Annotated in this window: 25 protein-coding genes; 16 read left to right on the forward strand and 9 right to left on the reverse strand. The window is 54.2% G+C overall.

Annotation, left to right across the window (positions count from 1 at the left end; genetic code table 11):
• Positions 1-78: 78 nt before the first annotated feature.
• Genes NE623_RS00330 through NE623_RS00340 form a run of 3 tightly spaced genes read left to right on the forward strand, consistent with a single transcriptional unit; the run spans position 79 to position 2,053 of the window.
• The gene (locus NE623_RS00330) at positions 79-561 is read left to right on the forward strand and encodes a C-GCAxxG-C-C family protein (RefSeq protein WP_256271175.1); all 483 of its coding nucleotides are present in this window, start codon (positions 79-81) and stop codon (positions 559-561) included.
• A 2-nt stretch (positions 562-563) separates the two neighbouring features.
• A complete protein-coding gene (locus NE623_RS00335; protein WP_256271174.1) occupies positions 564-1,373 on the forward strand; it encodes an alpha/beta hydrolase in 810 nt (269 codons plus the stop codon).
• On the forward strand, positions 1,370-2,053 hold the full coding sequence (locus NE623_RS00340; RefSeq protein WP_256271173.1) for a YkgJ family cysteine cluster protein: 684 nt from the start codon (positions 1,370-1,372) through the stop codon (positions 2,051-2,053). Before NE623_RS00335 ends, NE623_RS00340 begins: the two co-directional genes overlap by 4 nt.
• A gap of 250 nt (positions 2,054-2,303) precedes the next feature.
• Here NE623_RS00340 and NE623_RS00345 read toward each other — a convergent pair whose 3' ends face one another.
• The 6 genes from NE623_RS00345 to NE623_RS00370 all read right to left on the reverse strand — a co-directional run bounded on the left by NE623_RS00345 (position 2,304) and on the right by NE623_RS00370 (position 7,695).
• Positions 2,304-3,038, reverse strand: a complete 735-nt coding sequence (locus NE623_RS00345) for a J domain-containing protein (RefSeq protein WP_256271172.1) — start codon at positions 3,036-3,038, stop codon at positions 2,304-2,306.
• A complete protein-coding gene (locus tag NE623_RS00350) occupies positions 3,031-3,885 on the reverse strand; it encodes a DUF5685 family protein (RefSeq protein WP_256271171.1) in 855 nt (284 codons plus the stop codon). The genes NE623_RS00345 and NE623_RS00350 overlap by 8 nt, the downstream gene beginning before the upstream one ends.
• Before the next feature lie 6 nt (positions 3,886-3,891).
• A complete protein-coding gene (locus NE623_RS00355) occupies positions 3,892-4,284 on the reverse strand; it encodes a zinc-ribbon domain-containing protein (protein WP_256271170.1) in 393 nt (130 codons plus the stop codon).
• Between the two features lie 114 nt (positions 4,285-4,398).
• Positions 4,399-5,403 carry a restriction endonuclease gene (locus NE623_RS00360; RefSeq protein ID WP_256271169.1) on the reverse strand — a complete coding sequence of 335 codons (1,005 nt, stop codon included), beginning with the start codon at positions 5,401-5,403 and terminating at the stop codon, positions 4,399-4,401.
• Positions 5,404-5,442: 39 nt separating this feature from the next.
• On the reverse strand, positions 5,443-6,804 hold the full coding sequence (gene rlmD, locus NE623_RS00365) for a 23S rRNA (uracil(1939)-C(5))-methyltransferase RlmD (RefSeq protein ID WP_256271168.1): 1,362 nt from the start codon (positions 6,802-6,804) through the stop codon (positions 5,443-5,445).
• 24 nt (positions 6,805-6,828) lie between these two features.
• The gene (locus NE623_RS00370) at positions 6,829-7,695 is read right to left on the reverse strand and encodes an AraC family transcriptional regulator (RefSeq protein ID WP_256271167.1); all 867 of its coding nucleotides are present in this window, start codon (positions 7,693-7,695) and stop codon (positions 6,829-6,831) included.
• A gap of 220 nt (positions 7,696-7,915) precedes the next feature.
• Between NE623_RS00370 and NE623_RS00375 the strand changes: the two genes are divergently transcribed.
• The gene (locus tag NE623_RS00375; RefSeq protein ID WP_256271166.1) at positions 7,916-9,217 is read left to right on the forward strand and encodes a galactokinase; all 1,302 of its coding nucleotides are present in this window, start codon (positions 7,916-7,918) and stop codon (positions 9,215-9,217) included.
• A 72-nt stretch (positions 9,218-9,289) separates the two neighbouring features.
• Here the strand turns inward: NE623_RS00375 and NE623_RS00380 are convergent, their stop codons facing one another.
• A complete protein-coding gene (locus NE623_RS00380; protein ID WP_256271165.1) occupies positions 9,290-10,057 on the reverse strand; it encodes a type III pantothenate kinase in 768 nt (255 codons plus the stop codon).
• A gap of 144 nt (positions 10,058-10,201) precedes the next feature.
• Between NE623_RS00380 and coaBC the strand changes: the two genes are divergently transcribed.
• The 3 genes from coaBC to guaA all read left to right on the forward strand — a co-directional run bounded on the left by coaBC (position 10,202) and on the right by guaA (position 14,944).
• Entirely contained in the window at positions 10,202-11,404 is a 1,203-nt protein-coding gene (gene coaBC, locus NE623_RS00385) for a bifunctional phosphopantothenoylcysteine decarboxylase/phosphopantothenate--cysteine ligase CoaBC (RefSeq protein ID WP_256271164.1), read from the forward strand.
• 51 nt (positions 11,405-11,455) lie between these two features.
• A complete protein-coding gene (gene asnB / locus NE623_RS00390) occupies positions 11,456-13,303 on the forward strand; it encodes an asparagine synthase (glutamine-hydrolyzing) (protein ID WP_256271163.1) in 1,848 nt (615 codons plus the stop codon).
• Between the two features lie 96 nt (positions 13,304-13,399).
• Positions 13,400-14,944, forward strand: coding sequence for a glutamine-hydrolyzing GMP synthase (gene guaA / locus NE623_RS00395; RefSeq protein ID WP_256271162.1), 1,545 nt, complete (start codon positions 13,400-13,402; stop codon positions 14,942-14,944).
• 93 nt (positions 14,945-15,037) lie between these two features.
• Here guaA and NE623_RS00400 read toward each other — a convergent pair whose 3' ends face one another.
• Positions 15,038-15,763 carry a helix-turn-helix domain-containing protein gene (locus NE623_RS00400; RefSeq protein WP_256271161.1) on the reverse strand — a complete coding sequence of 242 codons (726 nt, stop codon included), beginning with the start codon at positions 15,761-15,763 and terminating at the stop codon, positions 15,038-15,040.
• Positions 15,764-15,921: 158 nt separating this feature from the next.
• Between NE623_RS00400 and NE623_RS00405 the strand changes: the two genes are divergently transcribed.
• From NE623_RS00405 to NE623_RS00435, 7 genes are all read left to right on the forward strand, one after another.
• The gene (locus tag NE623_RS00405) at positions 15,922-16,113 is read left to right on the forward strand and encodes an ICEBs1 excisionase (protein ID WP_256271160.1); all 192 of its coding nucleotides are present in this window, start codon (positions 15,922-15,924) and stop codon (positions 16,111-16,113) included.
• A gap of 9 nt (positions 16,114-16,122) precedes the next feature.
• Positions 16,123-17,190 carry a tyrosine-type recombinase/integrase gene (locus tag NE623_RS00410; protein ID WP_256271159.1) on the forward strand — a complete coding sequence of 356 codons (1,068 nt, stop codon included), beginning with the start codon at positions 16,123-16,125 and terminating at the stop codon, positions 17,188-17,190.
• Positions 17,187-17,522: a plasmid mobilization protein gene (locus tag NE623_RS00415; protein WP_256271158.1), complete on the forward strand. Its 336-nt coding sequence runs from the start codon at positions 17,187-17,189 to the stop codon at positions 17,520-17,522. The genes NE623_RS00410 and NE623_RS00415 overlap by 4 nt, the downstream gene beginning before the upstream one ends.
• Before the next feature lie 129 nt (positions 17,523-17,651).
• Complete coding sequence (locus tag NE623_RS00420; protein ID WP_256271157.1) at positions 17,652-18,617, forward strand: AAA family ATPase; 966 nt, start codon at positions 17,652-17,654, stop codon at positions 18,615-18,617.
• A gap of 194 nt (positions 18,618-18,811) precedes the next feature.
• Positions 18,812-19,993 carry a plasmid recombination protein gene (locus NE623_RS00425; protein WP_442490229.1) on the forward strand — a complete coding sequence of 394 codons (1,182 nt, stop codon included), beginning with the start codon at positions 18,812-18,814 and terminating at the stop codon, positions 19,991-19,993.
• A gap of 10 nt (positions 19,994-20,003) precedes the next feature.
• Positions 20,004-20,294, forward strand: coding sequence for a TnpV protein (locus tag NE623_RS00430; RefSeq protein WP_256271156.1), 291 nt, complete (start codon positions 20,004-20,006; stop codon positions 20,292-20,294).
• A 64-nt stretch (positions 20,295-20,358) separates the two neighbouring features.
• On the forward strand, positions 20,359-21,420 hold the full coding sequence (locus NE623_RS00435; protein ID WP_256271155.1) for a PDDEXK nuclease domain-containing protein: 1,062 nt from the start codon (positions 20,359-20,361) through the stop codon (positions 21,418-21,420).
• Between the two features lie 67 nt (positions 21,421-21,487).
• Here the strand turns inward: NE623_RS00435 and NE623_RS00440 are convergent, their stop codons facing one another.
• Positions 21,488-21,682, reverse strand: a complete 195-nt coding sequence (locus NE623_RS00440; RefSeq protein ID WP_442490230.1) for a ParB N-terminal domain-containing protein — start codon at positions 21,680-21,682, stop codon at positions 21,488-21,490.
• A 134-nt stretch (positions 21,683-21,816) separates the two neighbouring features.
• Here NE623_RS00440 and NE623_RS00445 point away from each other — a divergent pair, with 134 nt between their 5' ends.
• Positions 21,817-22,410 carry a transposase gene (locus NE623_RS00445; protein WP_256271154.1) on the forward strand — a complete coding sequence of 198 codons (594 nt, stop codon included), beginning with the start codon at positions 21,817-21,819 and terminating at the stop codon, positions 22,408-22,410.
• A gap of 489 nt (positions 22,411-22,899) precedes the next feature.
• The gene (locus NE623_RS00450) at positions 22,900-23,094 is read left to right on the forward strand and encodes a helix-turn-helix domain-containing protein (RefSeq protein ID WP_256271153.1); all 195 of its coding nucleotides are present in this window, start codon (positions 22,900-22,902) and stop codon (positions 23,092-23,094) included.
• The last annotated feature ends 20 nt before the right edge of the window (positions 23,095-23,114 follow it).

A 23,114-nucleotide genomic window follows, 5' to 3' on the forward strand; every position in this document is an offset into this window, starting at 1 on the left:
TAAAATCAGGGCTTTTCAAACCCTTCTTTTTGCGGTATGCTAAAGCTATATAGTAATAAAAGGAAAAGAGAAAACCAGATGAGTATGTATGGTGACCGCGCCTACGCGGCCTTTTTCAAGGGTTACAACTGCTGCCAGTCGGTGGCGGTGGCCTTTGCTGACGAAATGGGTATGACCGAAAAGCAGGCGCTGCAGCTTTCTGCTGGCTTCGGCGGCGGCTTTGGCCGTATGCGGGAGGTCTGCGGCGCGTTCTCCGGCATCACGCTGGTGCTGGGGGCGCTCTACGGCAGCGATGACCCGGCCCAAAAGACCGCCCTGTACACCGAAGTACAGGCCCTGGCGGCGGAATATAAGGCCCGCAACGGCCGCGGCAGCATCATCTGCCGGGAGCTGCTGGGCCTGCAGGCGGCGGAGGGCAGCCCCGTTGCCAGTCCCCGCACGCCGGAATACTACAAAAAACGTCCCTGCCCGGAGCTTTGCCGTATGGCGGCAGACATACTGGCGGAGTATATCGCGGCCCATCCCATCACAAACCGGAATCCATCAGAAAAGAGGAACTGAAAATGGAAATGTATACCTACACGCTCCCCAGCGGGGCAAAGCTCGTCGGATATCTGCGGGACGAAACCACCGAAATGCCCGCCTTCAACACGCGCCCGGCCATGCTGATTCTGCCCGGCGGCGGCTACGCCTATTGCAGTGCGCGGGAGGCTGACCCGGTGGCCATGCAGTTTTTGCAGGCGGGGTACAATGTGTTCACGCTGTACTACACCTGCCGCATTTCGGCGGAACAGTCTGCCCTGCACTGGCAGCCGCTGATTGACGCTGCCGGGGCTGTGCTGCATATCCGCCGCAATGCGCAGGCGCTCCGCATTGACCCGGCAAAGATTGCGGTCTGCGGCTTCTCTGCGGGCGGCCATCTGGCGGCGTCCACTGCCATCCTGTGGGACGCCGAGCCGGTGCAGAAGGCGTTGGGCATCCATGCCGAGGAGGCCCGCCCGAACGCTGTTGTGCTGGGCTACCCGGTTGTCACCAGTGGCGTGGCCACCCACGGCGGCTCGATGCAGAACCTCTGCGGCGAGGATGCCGCGCTGCGCAGCACGATGAGCCTTGAAAATCAGATCCGCGCCGGTCTGCCGCCCTTCTTTATCTGGCACACGGTGGAGGATCCCGCTGTGCCGGTACAGAACTCGCTGCTGCTGGCCAACGCGCTGAACGAGCACAAGGTTCCTTTTGAGCTGCACCTCTTTGCCCACGATGGCCACGGCACCAGCACCTGCACGAACGAAGTCAACACCCCCAACAGCCACAACCGCGCATGGGTTGCCCTCTGCACCGACTGGCTGGCGGATACGCTGGACTTTCACCTGTGAGCGCCGTGGAACCGGGCCGCTGCGGGGAAAACTGGGCAGACTGCCCAACGCTGGCCCCGCAGGACGGCTTTGACTTTGCCTGTGCGGGCTGCGGTGACTGCTGCCGCAAGCGGCGCGATTTAGTGCTGTCCGGGTATGACCTCTACCGCATTGCACGTCGGCTGGGGCTGTCGCCGCGCATTGTGGCCTCGGCCTTCTGCAAAAGCTATGTGGCAGAGGTGTCCTGTTTGCCCGCCCTGCGGCTGACGCCTGACCCGAAAACCGGCAACTGTCGCTTTTTTGAGGGCAGCGCCTGCGCCATCCACGCCGCCCGGCCGCTGGCCTGCGCGCTCTACCCGCTGGGGCAGAGCATTGACACCGTGACTGCAAAAATGGAATACTATGTCCAGACACCGCTTTGCGGTGCGCGGGCAGGGGAGAGCCGCACGCTGCAAAGCTATCTGGACGATGCCGCAATCACCGACCGCGTCGGCGTGGACGCCCGGTGGGCCATCGTCTGCACACAGATTTCCCGCAGACTGCAGGCCGCCGGAGGCGCTGCAAACCCGCACTTTTCCGCTGCCGTCAAGCGGGTGGAACGTGCGCTCTACTTCGATTATGACCTCGGCGATGAATTTTACCCGCAGTTTCAGCAGAATATAGAAATCCTGCTGCCGCTGCTGGATAAAATACTGAAGTGAAATAAGGCAGTCATTGCGGAATCGCTCTGCAGGGCCGGATCCGCTTGCTTCCCGCAAGCACCCTTTTCCGTCCCAACCGTAGGGCGGGGTGATTCCACCCCGCCGTGCTTGTCACGGTATGCCGTTTTCGGCTTGCGTGTAGGGGGGCGGCGTCCTCGACGCACCGCAACCTCACCCATACCCCAATACAAACAAAAGCGCTGTGACATTTTCACGTCACAGTGCTTTTTGTTTTTGCATATACTTGCTTTCAGCAGATAAAGAATCCGCCGCGGCCACCGCAGCAGCACCAGCTTAAAATGTTGCAGAACAGCAGATACATCCAGAAGGACAGGCAAAACTGCCCCGGACGCCCGCTGGGCTGAGCGTAGGGCTGCTGGTAGCTTGTATAGCTGCGGCCCGGGCTCTGCAACTGGTCCAGAAGATTCTGATAGGCGTAGTTGTTCGGCTCCATCGAAACCGCCGTGCGGGCTTCCTCCTGGGCGCGGATGTTATTGCCGAGCCCCTGATGCGCCAGCGCGGCGTAGTAGTGCCACTGCGCCGTGCGGTTGGCCGCAGTGATACCGTTCAGCGTGTTCAACGCTTCCTCATAGAAGCCGCTACGGATATAATTGGCGGCGGCACGAAGCTCCGGGTCACCGGCGGCACCGCCATAGCTCTGCCGCCCGGCAGAACCACCGGTGCTGTAGTAGCCGAACCCGAAAGGCCCATAGCCAAACCCGGCCCCACCGAACGGATTCTGGTACTGCTGGCCGTAGCCGCCCTGACTGCGGGATTGCCCGCCCGCGCTGTACGCGCCGCCGCCCTGCTTGATGCGCATAATCTCACTGTAGGCGGCTTGTACCTCTTTAAAATGCTCCTCGGCAGAGGGGTCATCGGGGTGCAAATCGGGGTGATACTGCTTGCACTTCTGGCGGTAGGCTTTTTTAATCGTCTCATCGTCAGCACCGGGGGTGATGCCCAATACACTGTATGGATCAGTCATGGCGTCGTGCCTCCCTGTGCTTGCGTACCAGCGCGTATTTGCTCCACACGCCGGAATAAATCGTGTTGTACAATAGCTTCCCCTCCGGGGTATCTTTTAGAATCGGCAGCATTTCAAACTGCTGCGCACAGCGGCCCATCTGCAGGGTCAGCAGCTCATGGCAACGCTGCTCATAGGCGGCGGGCGGTAGCTCGTCCGCCAACTGACGCAGTGCGTTGAAACGTCCTTTTTTGGCATCCTTGTCCAAATCGTCATAGGCGTCCATCAGGTAAATGAACGCTCCCAGCCCTTGCCCCATGCCGCGCAGAGCGGGTGCCCACAAATCATCCCGGCAGGCAAAAACCTCGCCCAGAAGTGCCCCGAAGGTGTTGCACAGCGCGTCCAGATCGTGACTGCCGGAGCCTTCCAGTGTGTTGAGCCGGTCAAGCATGGCGGCCATTTTGTCCATCTGGCGCGGCCAGCGCTCCCGCAGCGCGGGCAGATACCCCTCCAGCCTTTGCGCCTGCGCCAGACTGCTACGGCGGTGGTCGTCCTGCCAGTCATCCAGAAGATTGTAGTACGCCAGCGCGGCGGTCATATCGGCTGCATAGTCAAGGAACGGATTATCAGCCCGTGGGCGCTTTTTGAGGGGGTGGGGCACACAGCGGCCGTCCTGAAAGGCGGTGGGGGTGTCATACAGCGCAGTCAACAAAATGGAAACAAACGCCATATCGTAGCTTAACGCCAGCTGCCCGGTGCGGCCATACCGACGCCCCAGCGCCTGGCAAAGCCCGCAGTAGTAGGCCTGATAGCGGTCCAGCGCGTCATCTGCCAGACCCTTACGGTAAATCGTAACATATCCGAACATACGGCGTCAACTCTTTTTGATGAACTGCTGGCCGCATTTGGGGCAGGTAATACTGATTTTGCCGCGCCCGCGGGGGACGCGCAGCTGCTGCCCGCAGCGGGGGCAGCGGTAGTAGTGGTAGTCCTTGCGCTGCTTGAAACGCATCTGCTGCTTGCCAAACCACGTTGTGACGCGGTTCTGATAGGAAAGATATTTGAGATTTTCCTGATACCGCTTGCGCGTGTTGCGGCTTAAAATGCGGAAATAGCTGTAAATGATAGCCGCCAGCCCCAGCCAGTACAGCACCGGCGACACCCATGCGCCAATCACAATCAGGATAAGCGAGCTGATGCAGAGAAAGCCGCCGAACTGGTCAAAACCATACCGGCCCGCCATAAAGCGCTGAAACCAGCCTCTCATATGTACAAAACCACCTTTTTCGCGGCATAGCCGCAATGTTTACAGCTTAGTATGACACATAAATATGGGCAAATCGTGAACAAGAGGGGAATAGAGTTTGAACAAAAGCTAGATTTAATCAGCATCTATATGTGCTACAGGTATATAGACTTTTTTCAACGGAATCATCTTTTTGTATTTTTCGCTAAGGTCATCATAATACTTTAAAATCAAATCAACTAGCTCGTTTCCGTTGATTCCTCGTATGATTGGTGTGTGTTGTAAATAAACTTGTGCATTCTTCGCATAATTAGAAAGCGATACAAACAAACCGTAATCGCCCTCGTGCATAGCACCCTTTAAAGATTGAATTGTGGTTTCTTTGATGTCGCTGTCTTGACTTTTGACTTGAACCAAAATGCGGGGAGGCAGTTCGTCCTTATAAGCTATAATGTCAATTCCATGGTCGCCGCCGTGTGGTGAGACGGTTGTTCTGTAACCCATTGCACGGAGCAAGTCGGCAACGAAATATTCAAAATCGAATCCTTTTAGATTTTTACTTAATTCTTTCAGAATGAAATCCTTTGTCGATTCTATAATATCATCCGCAGTAGCAGCAACACTTTCGTCCTCATCGTCTGGCACTGTGCTGCAGGCAGAAAAATTTTGGTCGAGAGCAGCAAGAAACTCATCTGCGTATTTTTTTATGGCAAAAAAAGACATTATAGAGCCTACCTCATATAAAGCTCCTTGAGAGAAAAAGGTTCTCGGTAAATGCTTTATCCATTTTACGGTACGTTGCTGTACATATTCAGTCGCAGAGGGAAGATAAGTATAATTGCCTTCAATAATACCAATGTTGATTTTGCGGTCACTTTTAGATGGGAAGATTACATAATCACCGATTTGCATTTCGTGAATGAAACGAAACAGCATACCAGAACTGGTTGGAATGGAACCCTTTTTGGCGGCAGGGTAGGCTGTAATGTAGTGAGATTTGAAAGCCTCGCGAGATGCCTCGATTTTTGAAAGGTCTCCAAAAGCAGGCCAACCGAGAGCAATTTTGTTTCCGTTCAAAAACAATTTGTCATCTTGTGTATGGATTCCCCATACGTTACACTCATTATTTGAAGTTGCCATATCATACCTCTGTAAAGATGGATTAAATAAAGATGAATTTTAGAAGTGCACCATCTTCACGACGCACTCCACGTGCTTCGTGCGGGGGAAGAGGTCGACCGGCTGCACCTCGACGGCGGCGTAGCCGTGCTCGGTCAGCCAGCGGGTGTCGCGGGCGGCGGTGGCAGCGTTGCAGCTGACCATAACAATCGTGCGGGGGGCCATCTGTGCGATAGCGGTCAGCGTGGCCTCGTCACAGCCCTTGCGGGGTGGGTCAACCACAATGACATCCGGCTGCGCACCCTCGGTGGCAAGCTGCGCAGCGGCAGCACCGGCATCCTGGCAGCGGAAGTCTGCCCGGTCTGCGTCCAGTCCCAGCCGGGCGGCGGTCTCCTTGGCACCCTCCACGGCCTGCGGCACAACCTCCACACCGACCAGGCGCTTGCAGTCCTTCAGCATCGAAAGCCCGATGGTGCCCATACCGCAGTACAAATCCAGCAGGAAATCATCCGGCTGCAGGGCGGCGTACTCGCGGGCTTTGGCGTAAAGCACCTCGGCGGCGGGGGTGTTGACCTGATAAAATTCGTGCACGCCCATGCGCAGCGGCACACCGGCCAGGGTGTCCTCCAAGACGCCGGGGCCCAGCACCGTGCGGGTCTTGCGGCCCAGAATCACGTTCGTCCGTTCGCTGTTGCGGTTGACTAAAACGGTCGCCAAATCGAACTCTTTTTGCAGCGTGGCGCAAATTTCAGCCTCGTTGGGCAGGCCGTTGCCGTTCACCACAAAGCAGAGCAACCGCTGGCCGCTGTGCCAGCCCTGCCGCATATACAAATGACGCACACGCCCGGTGTGCGTTTCCTCATCGTAGGCGGTGACGCCGTTTTCCTCCAGCAGCTGGCAGGCGCGGGCGGCAAGCCGATTCATCCATTCCGGCTGCAATTTACAGTCGGTGCAGGCCACAATGCGGTGGCTGCGCCCGGCAAAAAAGCCGGTCACAATATGGCCGTTTTCGTCCGTGCCGACAGGCAGCTGTACCTTATTGCGGTAACGGTCGGCGCTGGGCGCACCAATCACGTTCAGAACCGGCACATCCAGCCGCCCCAGCCGTGCAAAGGCATCCCGCACAAACTGCGTCTTGGCGGCGCACTCGGCTTCATAGCTGATGTGCCGCAGACTGCATCCGCCGCAGGGGCCGGCGGCAGGGCAGTCCTGCTCTATGCGCCCCGGGCCGGGCGTGACAAGTCTCTCCACGCGGCCAAAGGCGTAGCTTTTCATCGGCTTCACAATGCGAACCTCGGCCACATCGCCGGGGGCGGTCAGCGGCACAAAAACAGCCTGCCCATCCTTGTGGGCAACGCCGTTTCCGTCGCTGGAAAGGGATTCGATCGTCAGGGTCAGAACTTGATTTTTGGTAAAAGGCATAGCTGCTCCTTGGTTTTGACAAAATTAAGCGTTGTGAATCTGGGCGGCACCGTTCTCTTTTTCCAGCGTGGAAAGGTACTTGCTCGGCGGTACGCCCTTGACCTTTTTGAACACGCGGGAGAAATAGAACTGGTCAAAGAAGCCGACCGACACGGCAATTTCGGCGATGGACAGCCCGGAGTTTTTCAGCAGGCTGCAGGCCTCGCTCACGCGGTAGTTGGTCAGGTAGTCAATCGGGCTCTGCCCGACGTTGGACATAAACACACGGTAGAGGTGGCTTCGGCTCACGCCGACCGCCTTGGCAATGTCATCCACTGAAATATCGTGGGAGTAGTTGAACTGGATGAATTTGATGGCGGCCAGCACGTATTGGCTGCTGGAGGAGCCCACGTTCGGCATCGCGTCGCGGGCTTCTTTCATCAGGTGCGCCATAAAAATATACAGGTAGCCGGTCATCATGGCCTCGTGCTGGGGCTCGGTTCCGCGGTTCAGGTAGATATTGTACAGTGCCTCCCGCACCACCTGCACATCCTTGCAGTGGTGCACCGGGTGCGTGTCCGAGAACGGCGTCTGCTGCACCAGCTTGTTGGCGCACGCGCCGTTGAAGCCCACCCAGTAATACTCCCACGGTTCAACCTCGTCCGCGGCGTAGGTGATGAGCTGGTTCGGCTTGGCCAGAAACAAATCGCCCTCCTGCAAGGAATAGGAGGCCCCATTGACCTGGTACACGCCCTTTCCGGCCACAACGAGGTGAATCAGATAGTGGTCGCGCACACCGGGCCCCCACGTATGGCCCGACAGACAGGGCTCATGCCCGCAGTTAAAAATCGAAAGCTCTACATTGTCTGTGTAGCTTTGCTTATAGGATTGCTTCATCTCATTGATGGTCATGACGGCACCTCGCTTGTGTAATACTTTCATTATAGCAAGCTATTCATCAAAAGTCCATAAAAGAGACTGAAAAAAGGTTTGCTTTTTTTTCTGGATTTGCTATACTGAAAACAAGAAATCCGCAGACAGCCGCTTTTTTGACTGCCTGCCCAAAAACACAAGGCTCAATTTGTGCATATCTACGAAAAGAGCTGTCCCGACAGGAAAGGCGAGTGGAATTATGGCAAACACAACGGAACTCAAGCAGCAGATTTCTCAGGGCATTTATGACGCTGCCTTTACCAAACTGTACGGTGCGGACGCCGTGCAGGAGCAGCGCAAGCGCTATACGGACCTGATTTCGGAATTTGAAAAGCAGTACGGCACCAACCGCACGGTACGGCTCTACTCCGCCCCCGGCCGCACGGAAATCGGCGGCAACCACACCGACCACAACAACGGCGTTGTGCTGGCGGGTTCTGTCAATCTGGATATGGTGGCCGTTGTCTCCCCGAACGAGGAGAACATCATCCGCGTTAAGTCCCTTGGTTTTGACAAGATTGACGATGTGGACGTCAATATGCTGGTTCCGCAGCCCAAGGAGGCCGAGCACTCCGCCTCCCTCATCCGCGGCGTGGCCAAGGGTATTGTGGACGCAGGCGGCAAGGTGGGCGGCTTTGACTGCTACACCACCAGCAACGTGCTGCGCGGCTCCGGCCTGTCCAGCTCAGCCGCCTTTGAGGTCTGCATCGGCGCTATCCTGCGCGGCGAGTACAACAACAATGATATGGACACCTTCAATCAGGTCAAGATTGCCCAGATTGGCCAGTTTGCCGAGAACGTGTTCTTTGGCAAGCCCTGCGGCCTGATGGACCAGACGGCCTGTGCGGTCGGCGGCGTTATCACCATCGACTTCAAGGACCCCGCCGCCCCGGTTGTGGGCCAAACCTCCATCGACCTTGCCAAGCACGGCTTTGTTATGTGCATCAGCGACACGAAGGGTAGCCACGCCGACCTGACCGATGACTATGCCGCCATCCGCCGCGAGATGGAGAGCGTGGCAGAGCAGTTCGGTAAGAAGGTACTGCGCGACGTGGACGAGGGCGAATTCTACAAGGCTATCCCGCAGCTGCGCAAGGCCGTGGGCGACCGCGCCGTTGTGCGTGCCATCCACTTCTACAATGACTGCCGCCGCGCTTCGCAGCTCTGCGAGGCCGTGCGCGAGGATGATTTTGATACCTTCCTGCGCCTGATTATCGAGGGCGGTCATTCCAGCTTTGAGTTTAATCAGAACGCCTACAGCATCAAGGCCCCGCAGGAGCAGGGTGTGCCGCTGGCACTGGCCCTGAGCCAGAAAATCTTGAACGGCCGCGGCGCATGGCGTCTGCAGGGCGGCGGCTTTGCCGGTACGATCCAGGCCTTTGTGCCGCTGGATTTGCTGGATGCCTACAAGGCCGCCATTGACGGCTGCTTCGGTGCGGGCAGCTGCCACGTGCTGAACATCCGCAACTACGGCGCCGTGCCTGTAACCCCGGAAATGTAACATAACATAGCATAAAAACAGCACCTCGTCACGATTTTGTGATGGGGTGCTTTGTGTGTTTACAACGCTGCTTTAGTTGTGGTTCCTCTCCCACAGCAGCGCCAGTCCCTTGAACAGCAAATCTGCATCATAGATGATGCTGCGCTTGCAGCAGGGCATAATGTAGGGGGCTAGTCCGCCGGTCACAACCACGGTCAGCGGCTGGCCAAGCTCGGTTTCTACGCGGTCGGCAAGGCCGTCCAGCATGGCGGCGGTGCCGAACATGGCGCCGTTGTTCAGCGCAGCTACTGTGTTGGCGCCAATCAGGTGCTCAGGTGGCTCCGGCGCGATGGGCGGCAGTTGGGCCGTGCCCGCGCTGATGGCACGCAGGCTTGTCTGCACGCCGGGCACAATGAAGCCGCCCAGAAACGCCTTGTCGGCGGAAATGACATTGTAGGTTGTGGCCGTGCCCAAATCCACCGTCATGCAGGGCAGGGGATAGTGCGCGGCCGCGGCTGCTGCATCGGCAATGCGGTCACGGCCTACCTTGGCGGGCTCGTCCACACGGAAGGTCAGACCTGTGTCCAACTCACAGCTCACAATCAGCGCGTCCTTTCCGGTCAGCCGCTTGCAGGCGGCGGCCAGTACCCCGGTCAGCCGCGGCACAACGCTGCACACAATGACCCCCTCGCAAGCGGCGGGGTTTACGGCCAGACGGCGCAGCAAAAATTTCATTTCGGCGGCATATTCATCCGCCGTGCAGCGGGGCCGCGTGACCATGCGGGTGGTAAAGGTGATGGCACTGCCCACCAGCCCGCCGATGCAGATGTTGGAATTGCCGATATCAACAGCTAAAATCATAGTAGAATCCTTTTATCAGTAAGATACGTGCGGATTTTGCCCGCTACCCCATTATACGCATTTGCACAAAGTGCGTCAATCTGCTATAATACACAAAGAAGCTCTATTAAGGCTCTGCGAATCCTCAAGTTAGGTGTTGATTGTATGCTTTTATCCGGAAAAACCATTGTCATCGGCATCACCGGCGGCATTGCTGCGTATAAAATGCCCAATGTGGCCCATGCACTCGTCAAGCTGGGCGCGGACGTTCACGTGCTTATGACGAAGAACGCCACCGAGTTCATCACGCCGCTGGTGTTTGAAACGCTGACGAACCACCGCTGTCAGGTGGACACATTCGACCGCAACTTCCAGTATGATGTGGCCCATGTCAGTCTGGCCAACGCGGCGGATCTGATGCTGATTGCCCCGGCCACCGCCAACGTCATTGCCAAAATGGCCCACGGGCAGGCGGATGATATGCTGACCACCGTCACGCTGGCCGCAACCTGCCCCAAGCTCGTTGCGCCCGCCATGAACACCCATATGCTTGAGAACCCCATCACGCAGGACAACCTAAAAACGCTGGAACACTATGGCTTTACGGTCATTCCGTCCGGCTCCGGGATGCTGGCCTGCGGGGATGTCGGCTCCGGCCGTCTGCCCGAGGAAGGCGTCCTTGTCGATTACGTCCTGCGGGAGCTTGCCTGTGAAAAGGACCTAAAGGGCAAAAAAGTTGTGGTCTCCGCCGGTGCAACGCAGGAGCCGATGGACCCGGTGCGCTACCTGACGAATCATTCGACAGGCAAGATGGGCTACGCCGTGGCACGCGCCTGTATGCTGCGCGGGGCCGATGTCACGCTGCTGGCGTCCACCGGCTGCGCGCTGCCCCCGGTGCCGTTTGTGAAAACGATTCCGTTCACCACCGCCGCAGAGCTGTTTGAGACCGTCAAGACAAACGCAATGGACGCGGATGCACTGGTTATGGCCGCGGCTGTGGCCGATTACCGCCCGGCAACGGTTGCCGCTGATAAAGTGAAAAAGCACGATGGTGAAATGAATATAGCGCTGGAACGCACGGATGACATTCTGGCGTGGGTGGGCGCACACAAGCCGGAAAAGCTGTTCGTCTGCGGCTTCTCGATGGAGACACGCGACCTGATTGAGAACTCCACCGCCAAGCTGCAAAAGAAAAATATGGATATGATTGTTGCCAACAATCTGAAGGTCCCCGGTGCGGGCTTCGGTGTTGACACGAATGTTGTCACCCTCATCACCGCGCAGGGCATTACCGAGCTGCCCCTGCAAAGCAAGGATGCAGTCGCCGGGCACATCGCCGATGCGATTGCCGCCCACAAAAACGCATAAAAACGCCCCCTTTTGCATAGGTTTCTCTGAACGATGCAAAGGGGGCTTTTTATGTGCGGAATTGCGGGGCAGGTCGGACGCGACCCCCGAACCATACAAACCCGGTATGGGACCTACTGCGCCATGCAGCAGACCATGGCGCGGCGCGGCCCGGACCAGCGCGGAATGTACATCAGCGGGCGGGCGGCGCTTATCCATGCGCGGCTTGCGGTGGTGGATTTAGAAAACGGCCTGCAGCCGATGCAGCTGGACTGGCAGGGCGAAAGCTATGTCCTTGTCTACAACGGCGAGCTGTACAACACGCCGGAGCTGCGCGCCGCCCTGCAAAGCCGCGGTCACAGCTTTGTGGGCCATTCTGATACAGAGGTCCTGCTGCACGCCTTTGCGGAATGGGGCGCAGGGTGTGTGGCTATGTGCAACGGCATTTTTGCCTTTGCTGTCTGGCAGGTGCAGGCGGGTACGCTGTTTCTGGCGAGGGACCGCTGCGGGGTCAAACCACTGTTTTATGCGCAGGCGGAGCAAAGCCTGATTTTTGGCAGTGAGCTAAAGACGCTGCTGGCCCACCCGGCAGTGCCGCCCCGCGTGGATGCCAACGGTCTGGCTGAAGTGCTGCTCCTTGGCCCCGGGCGCACACCGGGCTGCGGTGTGTTCCAAAACGTAAGGGAGCTGCTGCCCGGCCAGTACGCACTGTATGAGGCTGACACCGGGCGGCTGACCCTGCACACCTACTGGCGGCTGGAGGACCATGACCACCCCGATGACTTTGCCGCTACGGTACGCCGGGTGCGGGATCTCGTCACAGACGCTATCGAACGTCAGCTTGTCTCCGATGTGCCGGTGGCCACATTTCTCTCCGGCGGGCTGGATTCCAGTCTGATTTCCGCCCTTGCGGATGCACATTTTACGGCGCGGCGGGAGCAGCTGCAAACCTTCTCGGTCGGCTACCGCGATAACAAAAAATATTTTCGCACCACAAAATTCCAGCCCGGTGCGGACGCACCCTATATCCGCAGGATGAACGATTTTCTCCACGCCCGCCACCATTGGGTCACGCTGGATACGCCGGAGCTTGTGCCGGCCCTCTATGCGGCGGTGGATGCCCGCGATTTGCCCGGCATGGCGGATGTGGACGCGTCCCTGCTGGTGTTCTGCCAGCATATCAAGCCCCACGCCACCGTGGCGCTGTCTGGGGAATGTGCGGATGAAATTTTCGGCGGCTATCCGTGGTATCGTGACCCGGCTGTGCGGGAAAAATACGGCTTTCCGTGGGCGCAGTCCACCGCCTACCGCGCCTCGTTTGTTAAGCCGGGGGTGCTGGGCGGCATAGATCCGGCGGCGTTTGTGGATGCGCGCTATCGGCAGACGCTGGCACAGACCTCCATCCGCCCCGGCCTGCCCGCCACGGAGCAGCGTATGCGCCAGATGACGAACCTGAATTTCTACTGGTTTATGCAGACACTGCTTGACCGCAAGGACCGTATGAGTATGTACAGCGGGCTGGAGGTGCGCGTGCCTTTCTGCGATTACCGCATAGCGGAGTACCTGTATTCCGTTCCGTGGGAGTTCAAGGACTATCATGGGCAGGAAAAGGGCCTTCTGCGGGAGGCTATGCGCGGCGTGCTGCCGGATGAGGTACTGTGGCGGCGCAAAAGTCCTTACCCCAAAACGTGGAACCCCAGCTACCTTGCCGCCGTCTCGGCCGAGCTGCGCGCAGTCCTGGCCGACCCCGCCGTGCCGCTTCTGCGCATTATCCGTGCGGATGCGCTGGAAACGCTGCTGGCCTCCGGCGCGGATAACCCGGTTCCGTGGTATGGCCAGCTTATGACCACCCCGCAGACGATTGCATGGTTTGTCCAGCTGAATTACTGGCTGCAAAAGTATAAGGTGGAGCTTGTCTGACGGGCGGGCAAATATTTTTTCCGTCCATCTGTTCAAACCCCGGCGGATGTGCTATAATCAGTAAATGAGATTTTAAAAAGAGAAGGGAGCTTCTTCATGCAGCAGGAAACCGTCATCGTTCTGGATTTCGGTGGTCAGTATAACCAGCTGATTGCACGCCGTGTCCGTGAATGTAACGTATATTGCGAGATCTATTCTTACCGCACCGACCTTGCAAAAATCAAGGCCAAGAATCCCAAGGGCATCATCTTTACAGGCGGCCCCAACAGTGCCTATCTGCCGGATTCGCCCACGATTGACCCGGAAATCTACAGCTGGGGCGTGCCCATTCTGGGCATCTGCTACGGCAGCCAGCTTATGATGCATATGCTGGGCGGCAAGGTCTGCAAGGCGCCGGAACGCGAGTATGGCAAAACGCTGGTGAATCTGGACACCACCAGCCCGCTGTTTGACACCCTGCCCGCGCAGAATGTCTGCTGGATGAGCCATAATGACTATATCGAGCAGGCCGCCCCCGGCTTTGAGATTGTTGCGCACACGCCCAACTGCCCGGTGGCCGCCGCACAGGATAAGAGCCGCGGCCTGTACGCGGTACAGTTCCACCCGGAGGTTCTGCACACCGAGAACGGCACCAAAATCCTGCATAACTTCGTTTATAATGTCTGCCACTGCGCGGGCGATTGGAAGATGGATTCCTTTGTGGAGAATTCCGTCAAGGCGTTGAAGGAAAAAATTGGCGATGGCAAGGTGCTCTGCGCACTGTCCGGCGGCGTGGACTCCAGCGTCTGCGCGGCCATGCTGGCCAAGGCCATCGGCAAGCAGTTGACCTGTGTGTTTGTGGACCACGGTCTGCTGCGCAAGAACGAGCGCGAGCAGGTTTGCGAGGTCTTTGGCGAGGGCGGCCAGTTTGACATCAACTTTGTCTGCGTGGATGCCCGCGACCGCTTCTATAAGAAGCTGGCCGGTGTGGATGCCCCCGAGCGCAAGCGTAAGATTATCGGCGAGGAGTTCATCCGCGTCTTTGAGGACGAGGCCAAGAAGATTGGCGCGGTCGACTTCCTTGCACAGGGCACCATCTATCCCGACGTCGTGGAAAGCGGTCTGGGCGGTGAATCCGCCACCATCAAGAGCCACCATAACGTCGGCGGTCTGCCAGATTACGTGGACTTCAAGGAGATTGTGGAGCCGTTGCGCGACCTGTTCAAGGACGAAGTCCGTCAGGCCGGCCGTGAGTTGGGCCTGCCGGAGTATCTGGTGGCCCGCCAGCCGTTCCCCGGCCCGGGTCTGGCCATCCGCATCATCGGTGACGTTACCCCCGAAAAGGTAGCCATTGTGCAGGACGCCGACGCTATCTGGCGCGAGGAAGTCGATAAGCTGCCCATGGCCCAGCGTCCCAGCCAGTATTTTGCCGCGCTGACCAATATGCGCAGCGTCGGCGTTATGGGCGATGAGCGCACCTATGACTACGCCATTGCTCTGCGCGCTGTGACCACCACCGACTTTATGACCGCCGAGGTGACGATTCTCCCCACCGAGACCATCACCACCGCCGCCAACCGTATCGTCAACGAGGTCAAGAACATCAACCGTGTTATGTTCGACTACACCACTAAACCGCCAGCAACGATTGAGTTTGAATAATCGCGAAAGCTAAATAGAGCCCGTATATTGAACGTTCTATCGTTCAATATACAGGCTCTTTCTTTTTACTGACTCCGTTTTGACTCCCGTTAGTTAGTGGTTGGTAGAAAAAATACCTTTTAGGAGTTGAGCAATAGGGGAATCTTCAGATGTTTTTTTGTTGGCAGTCGTACCTTTGGAATCCGGCTCGTTTGAACTTCGGAAATCGTTGGGAAGCCATACGAAAGCAGGATTGACTTGAGCTTCAATCTCTACTTTATCAACAGTGTCGGCAAGTATCCTAAGCCCTTCTTTTACATCATCTGGGTAGGGTTCGGTATACGAGTTTATTGCATTGTTATAAATGTTTGTTGCTGCTTCCCAGGCGATAAGATTATGAGTCACCCTCTCTGGAAGCTGGATTTCCAATTGATCGCCGGTAGCATTTACAGTTGTTGAGCGGTTCTTAATAAATATGGTGAGATACTGCGCGATTTTGGGGCTAATTCTAATTCGAAAGGTGTCTTCTAGGTACAATTTGTTTTGTGAATCTCGTGTTCCTGTGAACGAAACCAAACCCTTCTTTTGCAATTGCATGATAAAGCCTACAAAATCGCCCTGTTCTTTGATATCTAGATTAGCGCAATCCAAACCGGCGATTGCCGTATAACTAACACACAAAACATCAGCAATACGGCGAATCTGCTCAGGCTGGGGAATTGTCTTATTTGTTTCGTATTTACGGATAGATACGGGGTGGATGCCGGTGCGTTCAGCTAATTGGGATTGTGTCATAAGTAGGCGCGTCCTGCAGTATCGTATACGGTCACCGATTGTCATATTTGTTCCCCCTTGCGATGATTATATTATTATAGCATATCTAAAAAAACAAATCCAGAAAAATATAAATACCCTATTGACAGTAGCTCGCTAGCTACATATAATAAAAATGTAGCTAGCGAGCTACGCATATTATATATAAAAAAGGAGCAATTACTATGGCAAATGAGAACAGATTTTATCTTACGGCAAGCGAACTTTCCGACCTTATGGGTATTTCCATCGGTCACGCCTACAAGCTGATCCGCGACATGAATGCGGAACTTGCGAAAGAAGGCTACATTGTGGTCGCTGGCAAAGTGCCGAAGCGCTATGTGGAAAAGCGTTGCTATGGCTACACGCTGCAGTGAGGTGGGGCTGTGATTGCAAGGAAAAATCCATCGACAGGGAAGTGGGATGCCCAATACAGCTACACAGATTGGCAGGGAAAACGCAAAAAGACAACGAAGCGGGGATTCCGTACCAAGCGTGAAGCAGTGGAATGGTACGACCACTTCAGGGCAACGCAAGATGCCGACTTCAATATGGTCTTTAAGGACTTTATCGAAATCTATATGGAAGATCAAAGCCACCGCCTACGGCAGCATACAATGATGAACAAGCGTTTCCTCTTTGATAAGCATATCATACCGTACTTTGGAAACAAAAAGGTCAATGCCATCAAAGCACCGGATATAAGGGCTTGGCAAAATAAGCTGATGGCAACAGGCTTGAAGCCAACCTACTTAAAAACCATCAATAACCAGCTAAACGCCGTCTTCAATTATGCAATGAAATATTATGACCTAAAAGAAAATCCCTGCCGAAAAGCAGGGAGCATGGGCAAGAGTAAGGCCGAGGAGATGCACATCTGGACGCGGGAAGATTTCACGCAGTTTCTGAATGCCATCATTGACAAAAAGCCCTCTTACATTGCATTTGAAGTACTGTTCTGGACTGGGCTGCGGCTTGGTGAACTGCTGGCCATGACACCTGCTGATATTGATTTTGATAAGCGTACACTTCGCGTCAATAAGTCGTATCAGCGGCTGAAAGGCGAAGATGTTGTGACGCCGCCTAAAACGCCGAAAAGTATTCGAACAATTTCGATTCCGAAATTTCTTGCAGCGGATTTGATGGACTACATCAACAGCAACTATGGCATGGAAGATTCGGACAGGCTTTTCCCTTATACGAAATACTTTTTTGAACATGAACTGAAGCGCGGCATCAAGCTGACCGGGCTGCACAAAATCCGCGTACATGATACCCGGCACAGCCACGCCGCCCATCTGATTCACATGGGTGCAAGTCCCTTGCAGATTCGCGATAGGCTCGGTCACGAGGACATTAAGACAACGCTGAACACCTACGGGCATCTTTATCCCAACACGGACCAGAAGATGGCTGAACAGCTTGAAAGCGAATACAGGGAGGAAATGCGGTGAGTGGATTAGACAAGAATCGTCAGCGCAACTGCACAGTTTGCTTCCGGGCAACGCCACAGGAAGTACAAATGCTGGAAGCGCGGGTCAAGGCAAGTGGAATGCCAAAAGGCAAATATATTCTTGAATCGGTGCTGCATCAAAAAATCAGCATTGCCGTGGGAAAATACCAGAGCGACCGCATGAGCCTTGAATTACAAAAACTGCGCATGGCGCTGGAAAGCACAGATGGCGCGGAACAGCAAGAAGTTCTGACGGAATGTAAGAGTTTGTTGGAGCAGCTGATTGAAATCAGCAGGAAACCTGCCGACACAGAATTGGAAATGGAACGATAATGGCTATAAGAAGAAAAAGAGCCCTTGCATCTGCAAATGCAAGAACTCTAAGCTGTGGTAAAAGGGCGAACCCTAACTAACGCTATTTTACCACACCCCACTTCTTCTTACAATAGAAAGATTGGTGAAATGAGTAAGAATACCGATGTAAAGCTGATTTCAATGGATACAATTCCTATTGAAGAAGTGACATGGCTGCTAAAGCCGTTCATACCTTATGGAAAAATCACAATTATCCAAGGCGACCCCGGCGAGGGTAAAACCACGCTGGTACTGCAAATCATCGCAGCACTGACTACCGGCAGACCGATTTGGGATGGCTTGCCGGAGACGGAACGGATCCATGTGATTTACCAGACTGCAGAGGACGGCTTGTCCGATACGATCAAACCGCGTCTTGTAGCTGCCGGGGCAGATTGTGCAAGGGTGCTTGTGATTGACGACTCCGAAAAGGCACTGACGCTGGACGACGACCGATTGGAACAGGCGTTAGAGCAAACAGGCGCACGGCTTGTGGTGCTTGACCCGATTCAAGGTTATATAGGCTCCGGCGTAGATATGCATCGAGCTAACGAAATCAGACCGCTGATGCACCGACTCGCAAAGCTGGCCGAAAAGTATAGCTGCGCTGTCATCTTGATTGGACACATGAATAAGAACAGCGGCGACAAGTCCAGCTATCGGGGACTTGGCTCTATTGATTTTCAGGCGGCGGCAAGAAGCGTACTGGTAGTTGGGCGTATCAAAGATGATCCTACGCTACGAGTCGTATGCCCAACGAAAAGTTCTTTGGCACCGGAGGGTAAGGCAGTTGCCTTTCGCCTTGATCCAGAACAGGGCTTTCAGTGGGTGGGGCAGTATGATATCAGCGCCGACGAACTTCTCTCCGGCAGCAGCCGGGGACATAAGATGCGGGCGGCACAGGACTTTCTGAAAGAGATTCTGGCAGATGGTGCAGTACCGCAAACCGAGATAGAAACCGCTGCCGAAAAAGCAGGGATTAAGCCGAAAACATTGCGCAATGCTCGCTATGAGTTGGGCGTTGTCTCCAGCAAGGTCGGCCGACAATGGATGTGGGCGCTGCCCGAAGAATAATTCAAGAAGGCAAGATGCCCTATTCCTTAGGAAATGGTCATCTTGCCTTCTTGAAAATGAAAGTTGTTTTTTCCAACAGGTAGCCCCGCAGGGCGCAAAGGCGCTTTTGATACGAAGTGTCAAAAGTGCTTTTGCGTTACTCTTGGCAAGAGTAACAGAACCGTGCCGGCTTGCGCCGGAGATAAGGAGTGGATTTGAAAAGGACAATCAGTGCAATGGTGGGAAAAGGCTCCCTCAATCATAACAGCCGTGAATTTTACGCATCCAACGTAGACCCCAACCGCAGCCATCTGAATATAGAGTTTTGCCGCGAGGATATACGAAACGTCTACCATGAACTGTTCGATGAAGCACAGAAAAGATTCAATGCTAAACAGACTCGAAATGACCGTAGGATTGAGGATTACTACGAGAAAATCTGTTCCTCAAAACAGGAAAAACCATTCCATGAAATTGTCTTACAGATTGGAAATAAGGACGATACCGGCGTAAATACGGAACTGGCAGAAACAGCCAAACAATGTCTGACAGAATATGCGCAGGGCTTTCAAGCACGCAACCCAACGCTCCGCGTGTTTTGGAGTCATCTGCATATGGACGAAGCAACTCCCCATGTACATATAGACTTCGTGCCTTATATTACAGGCAGCAAACGCGGTATGGATACGCGCGTGTCTCTCAAACAGGCGCTTGCCCAGCTTGGATTCAAGGGCGGTACACGCAGTGCTACCGAGTGGAATCAGTGGGCGCAGAGTGAAAAACAAGTGCTGGCAGAGATTATGTTGGAGCACGGTATTGAGTGGGAGCAGCTTGGAACGCACGAGGAACATCTATCCGTTCTGGACTATAAAAAGCAGGAGCGCGCCAAAGAGGTTCGAGCCTTGGACACTACCATTGCGGAAAAGCAAACGCAGGTAGACGAAATCGAACAGACGCTGCAATCGGTGCAGAAACAGGTCATTGACCTTGACAAAATCGAGAATATCAGCGTGAAAAAGGCATTACTAAGCGACAAGGTAACACTGCCCCGCAACGACTTTGAAAATCTGTTGAACGCTGCCAAGCAGTATGTTGTCTACCGCCGCCAAGATGATCGTCTACAAGGACTTCTGGACGCTGCAAATGCTAAAATCATGCAGTTGGAAAGCGTTGTTGGCGAACTGAAGCGAAAAGTTTCCGGGTTGGTAGACGAACTTAGCAATATTGAATTTTGGCATAAGCGAGAACTGGACGAAGTTAAATCCGAGAGCAGGGAAGTACGCCGTGAAAATCTTATACTGAAGCGTGAGCAAAAAGGCTTGATGAACCTTTTACGGCGACACGGTATCGACCCTGTAAAAGAAAGAATCCACGAACAGGAACATGGCGAGAGATAAGGAGCACAATATGACTTACAACGATTTAGGCCGCTGGGCAAATATGCGCTTTGAATTTATCAAGCAGCACCGCCCGCAACTGTACCAAAGCCTACTGAAAGAAAATAAGCTGCACAGCTACTTGGTAGAATTTGACCGCCAAGTGCAAGACACGCTGATTTTAACTGAGGAACAGATGTGTCAGGCAGAGGGCATCACCGAAGAACTGAAACGGCAGGATCAGCTTGAATGGGTATGCCGTATGAACAACATCCGCAGCCGTGCCGAAGAAATTGTGACCGCCGAATTAGTCTACGAATAATTTTGTTGCAGTTTGGATTTGAATAGGGTATTATAAAATCAGACGTTCTTATGTGGAGGATGCTATGAAACAAGAACTGAATTTGCTGGACGGATATACCCCTACAAGCGATTTGCTCAATGATGCAAAGAAGATTATTGAGGTATCTCAAAAGGCTGCATACAGAGCCGTAAATCTGGCGCTGGTGCAGCGTAACTGGCTGTTGGGGTATCGTATCGCACAGGAAGAACTAAAGGGCGAAGAACGCTCCGAGTACGGCAAAGGTATTATTAAGAAACTAGCAGATGAATTGACTGCGTCTTACGGTAGGGGCTTTGATTTCGGCAGTCTTTATAAATATTGCCGCTTTTACAAATTGTACCCGGAGATTTTGGACTCAGTGAGTCCAAAATCTGGTACACTGCTATCTTGGACGCACTATCGTGTATTATTGCAGATTGAGGACAAAACAGCCCGCGATTGGTACACGAAAGAAGCGGCCGATCAAACATGGAGCGTCCGCACGTTGCAGCGCAACATTTCCTCGCAGTATTACTATCGGCTACTGAAGTCCCAGAACCCTGAACCGGTCAAGCAGGAAATGGAAAAGCTGACCGCCGGTTACCAAGCAGACAAGCTGGAGTTCATCAAGAACCCGATGATTACGGAATTTTTGGGCCTTTCCGGCAGCACAGATTTTACCGAAAGCAAGCTGGAGAGCTGCATCATCACGAACATTCAGAAATTCCTCATGGAATTGGGCAAGGGCTATGCCTTTGTAGCCCGCCAGCAGCATATCCACACAGAAAAAGAGGACTACTATATCGACCTTGTGTTCTACAACTATATTCTTAAGTGCTTTGTGCTGGTGGATCTGAAAACCAGCAAAATTACCCATCAGGACGTAGGTCAGATGGATATGTATATTCGTATGTATGACGAACTGAAGCGCGGTGAGGGTGATAACCCGACCATCGGCATCGTCCTTTGCTCCGATACGGACGAGGATATTGCTAAATACTCCGTCCTGCATGGCAATGAGCAGCTTTTTGCCAGCAAGTACAAGCTGTACTTGCCCACAGAAGAAGAACTGCGCGCAGAGATTGAAACACAGAAAGAAATGTTCTATTTGCAAAATAAGTCATAACATTAAATGGGCAGAACCTCCTGTATGCTTAAAGTGGCGTTCAAATTGCGAGTAATTGTCTGAGTATTTAACGCACATACCGTCCGTCCTCTTTTAAGCGAACTGTCGCAGGGGTCATTACACCGTTCGGCTTGATACTCTCGACAAGCTGTTCCATATCCTCGTCCATTAAAACCTTGAACGGGTGGTCTGGAAACTCGTCAATCTCCGATATAGAAATATCCCGTATCTTGCTTAGCTTTGCTTCTCTTGGTCGGTGCATTTATACAAGCTCGTTAACACAATCCGTATATCTGCCTTGCTGAATGAGCTGATTTTGGTGTTGTACAATAAAAGTTGACATAGGGAACTCAAAGGGCCAATATATAGAAGAGGAGAAACAGGAGGCAACGAAAGATGGCTCGGAATCAGCGAAAATACAACACGGAATATAAGGTGCAGGCCGTAAAGCTATCGAATGAAATAGGATCCTCGAAAGCAGCGGTCGAATTGAGGATGCCGGTAGATACGCTGTACGGATGGGTCAAGGCTGCCAAAGAGGGGCGGTTGGACATCGGAGGCAGAGCACATACGCCGCAGACAGCAATGAGTCTGGCCGAGGAATTGAATAGTAAGGCCACCTTGGAGGTGGTAGGCAGAGACCAGCCGGATCAGCGGTTGTATCTGAGCAAAGACCAAGAGAGCCTAGTTTGGGTGCTTGACCATGCAGAGAATGAGCTTTGGAAACAGCCTCCAGACCCGGTACTGGAAGCCGTAGCAAAAATCGTATCTGCTGACAACCGGGAATGGGAAGGCAGTCCCACCGAGCTGGCCCAGGCGATTCAAACGGATATGGCGGTAAATCGGCTCACCAAACATCTGAATGTGAATGCCAGCCGTCTGCTGGAAGAACATCAAGTGAGGTACGAGAACAAAACCAAACATGCTGGACGGCGTATCCGGCTGACCTACATGATGGTGGAAGCACCTGCGTTTGAAGTAATCGAGTAAAGCGCGACGCTCGCAACGGTCGCGACGGTGTTTTGAGGGGTACTCCCAGCACCGTTGCGACCGTCGCCACCGTCGCGGGAAAGAAAAACCGGGGTGGTATTTTGCCACCCTAGCTTCCGGGGCTACGCTGTTTCACGGTAGCCCCAAAAACAATAGGATGGAACGATTTGTTCCACCCCTCAGAAGCGTTCGGAGAACGCGCAGCCACAGAATGAAATTCTGTGTTCAAAAGGGGGCTTGGGGCATTGCCCTCAACAAGCAGACGGCAGGCAATGTGAGTGTGTATTAACACTCGCATTGCTTGCCCGTCGTGTGTGTGGCTATCCACACGCATTGCTTGCCTGTCGTATCTGACCAGAAATCAACAGATACCGAAAATGGGGATTGAAATCGCACTGCTTAAGATATAAGTACGTGATTGCATTATTCGCAAATGCGCTGTATAATAAAGTTGTATATTTATATTCCCTATAAGAAAAGGTGGCCGATATGGATTACATGAACGCAAAAGAAGCCGCTGATAAGTGGGGACTTTCCGTGCGGCGAGTTCAAGTCCTCTGCGAACAAGGTAGAGTTGATGGTGTCGAGCGGTTGGGCAATGTCTGGCTAATTCCTAAAAGCGCAGAAAAGCCGTTGGACGGACGTACTCGTGAAGTGAAAAAGCAGAAACAACAGCCGAAATAAAGTTGTTCAGGAGGAACTAA

Origin of the sequence: Gemmiger formicilis (assembly GCF_024462815.1) — a bacterium.
In the GTDB taxonomy this organism is placed as follows: domain Bacteria; phylum Bacillota; class Clostridia; order Oscillospirales; family Ruminococcaceae; genus Gemmiger.

Excerpts from the sequence above, each read along its gene's own strand:
- NE623_RS00400 (WP_256271161.1), bottom strand. The coding sequence starts at position 15,763 with ATGACAATCGGTGACCGTATACGATACTGCAGGACGCGCCTACTTATG.
- NE623_RS00445 (WP_256271154.1), top strand. The coding sequence starts at position 21,817 with ATGGCTCGGAATCAGCGAAAATACAACACGGAATATAAGGTGCAGGCC.
- NE623_RS00380 (WP_256271165.1), bottom strand. The coding sequence starts at position 10,057 with ATGATTTTAGCTGTTGATATCGGCAATTCCAACATCTGCATCGGCGGG.
- guaA (WP_256271162.1), top strand. The coding sequence starts at position 13,400 with ATGCAGCAGGAAACCGTCATCGTTCTGGATTTCGGTGGTCAGTATAAC.
- NE623_RS00335 (WP_256271174.1), top strand. The coding sequence starts at position 564 with ATGGAAATGTATACCTACACGCTCCCCAGCGGGGCAAAGCTCGTCGGA.
- NE623_RS00450 (WP_256271153.1), top strand. The coding sequence starts at position 22,900 with ATGGATTACATGAACGCAAAAGAAGCCGCTGATAAGTGGGGACTTTCC.
- NE623_RS00430 (WP_256271156.1), top strand. The coding sequence starts at position 20,004 with ATGACTTACAACGATTTAGGCCGCTGGGCAAATATGCGCTTTGAATTT.
- NE623_RS00370 (WP_256271167.1), bottom strand. The coding sequence starts at position 7,695 with ATGACCATCAATGAGATGAAGCAATCCTATAAGCAAAGCTACACAGAC.
- NE623_RS00375 (WP_256271166.1), top strand. The coding sequence starts at position 7,916 with ATGGCAAACACAACGGAACTCAAGCAGCAGATTTCTCAGGGCATTTAT.
- NE623_RS00345 (WP_256271172.1), bottom strand. The coding sequence starts at position 3,038 with ATGACTGATCCATACAGTGTATTGGGCATCACCCCCGGTGCTGACGAT.
- NE623_RS00440 (WP_442490230.1), bottom strand. The coding sequence starts at position 21,682 with ATGCACCGACCAAGAGAAGCAAAGCTAAGCAAGATACGGGATATTTCT.
- NE623_RS00350 (WP_256271171.1), bottom strand. The coding sequence starts at position 3,885 with ATGTTCGGATATGTTACGATTTACCGTAAGGGTCTGGCAGATGACGCG.
- NE623_RS00405 (WP_256271160.1), top strand. The coding sequence starts at position 15,922 with ATGGCAAATGAGAACAGATTTTATCTTACGGCAAGCGAACTTTCCGAC.
- coaBC (WP_256271164.1), top strand. The coding sequence starts at position 10,202 with ATGCTTTTATCCGGAAAAACCATTGTCATCGGCATCACCGGCGGCATT.
- NE623_RS00360 (WP_256271169.1), bottom strand. The coding sequence starts at position 5,403 with ATGGCAACTTCAAATAATGAGTGTAACGTATGGGGAATCCATACACAA.
- NE623_RS00355 (WP_256271170.1), bottom strand. The coding sequence starts at position 4,284 with ATGAGAGGCTGGTTTCAGCGCTTTATGGCGGGCCGGTATGGTTTTGAC.
- NE623_RS00420 (WP_256271157.1), top strand. The coding sequence starts at position 17,652 with ATGAGTAAGAATACCGATGTAAAGCTGATTTCAATGGATACAATTCCT.
- NE623_RS00330 (WP_256271175.1), top strand. The coding sequence starts at position 79 with ATGAGTATGTATGGTGACCGCGCCTACGCGGCCTTTTTCAAGGGTTAC.
- NE623_RS00435 (WP_256271155.1), top strand. The coding sequence starts at position 20,359 with ATGAAACAAGAACTGAATTTGCTGGACGGATATACCCCTACAAGCGAT.
- asnB (WP_256271163.1), top strand. The coding sequence starts at position 11,456 with ATGTGCGGAATTGCGGGGCAGGTCGGACGCGACCCCCGAACCATACAA.
- rlmD (WP_256271168.1), bottom strand. The coding sequence starts at position 6,804 with ATGCCTTTTACCAAAAATCAAGTTCTGACCCTGACGATCGAATCCCTT.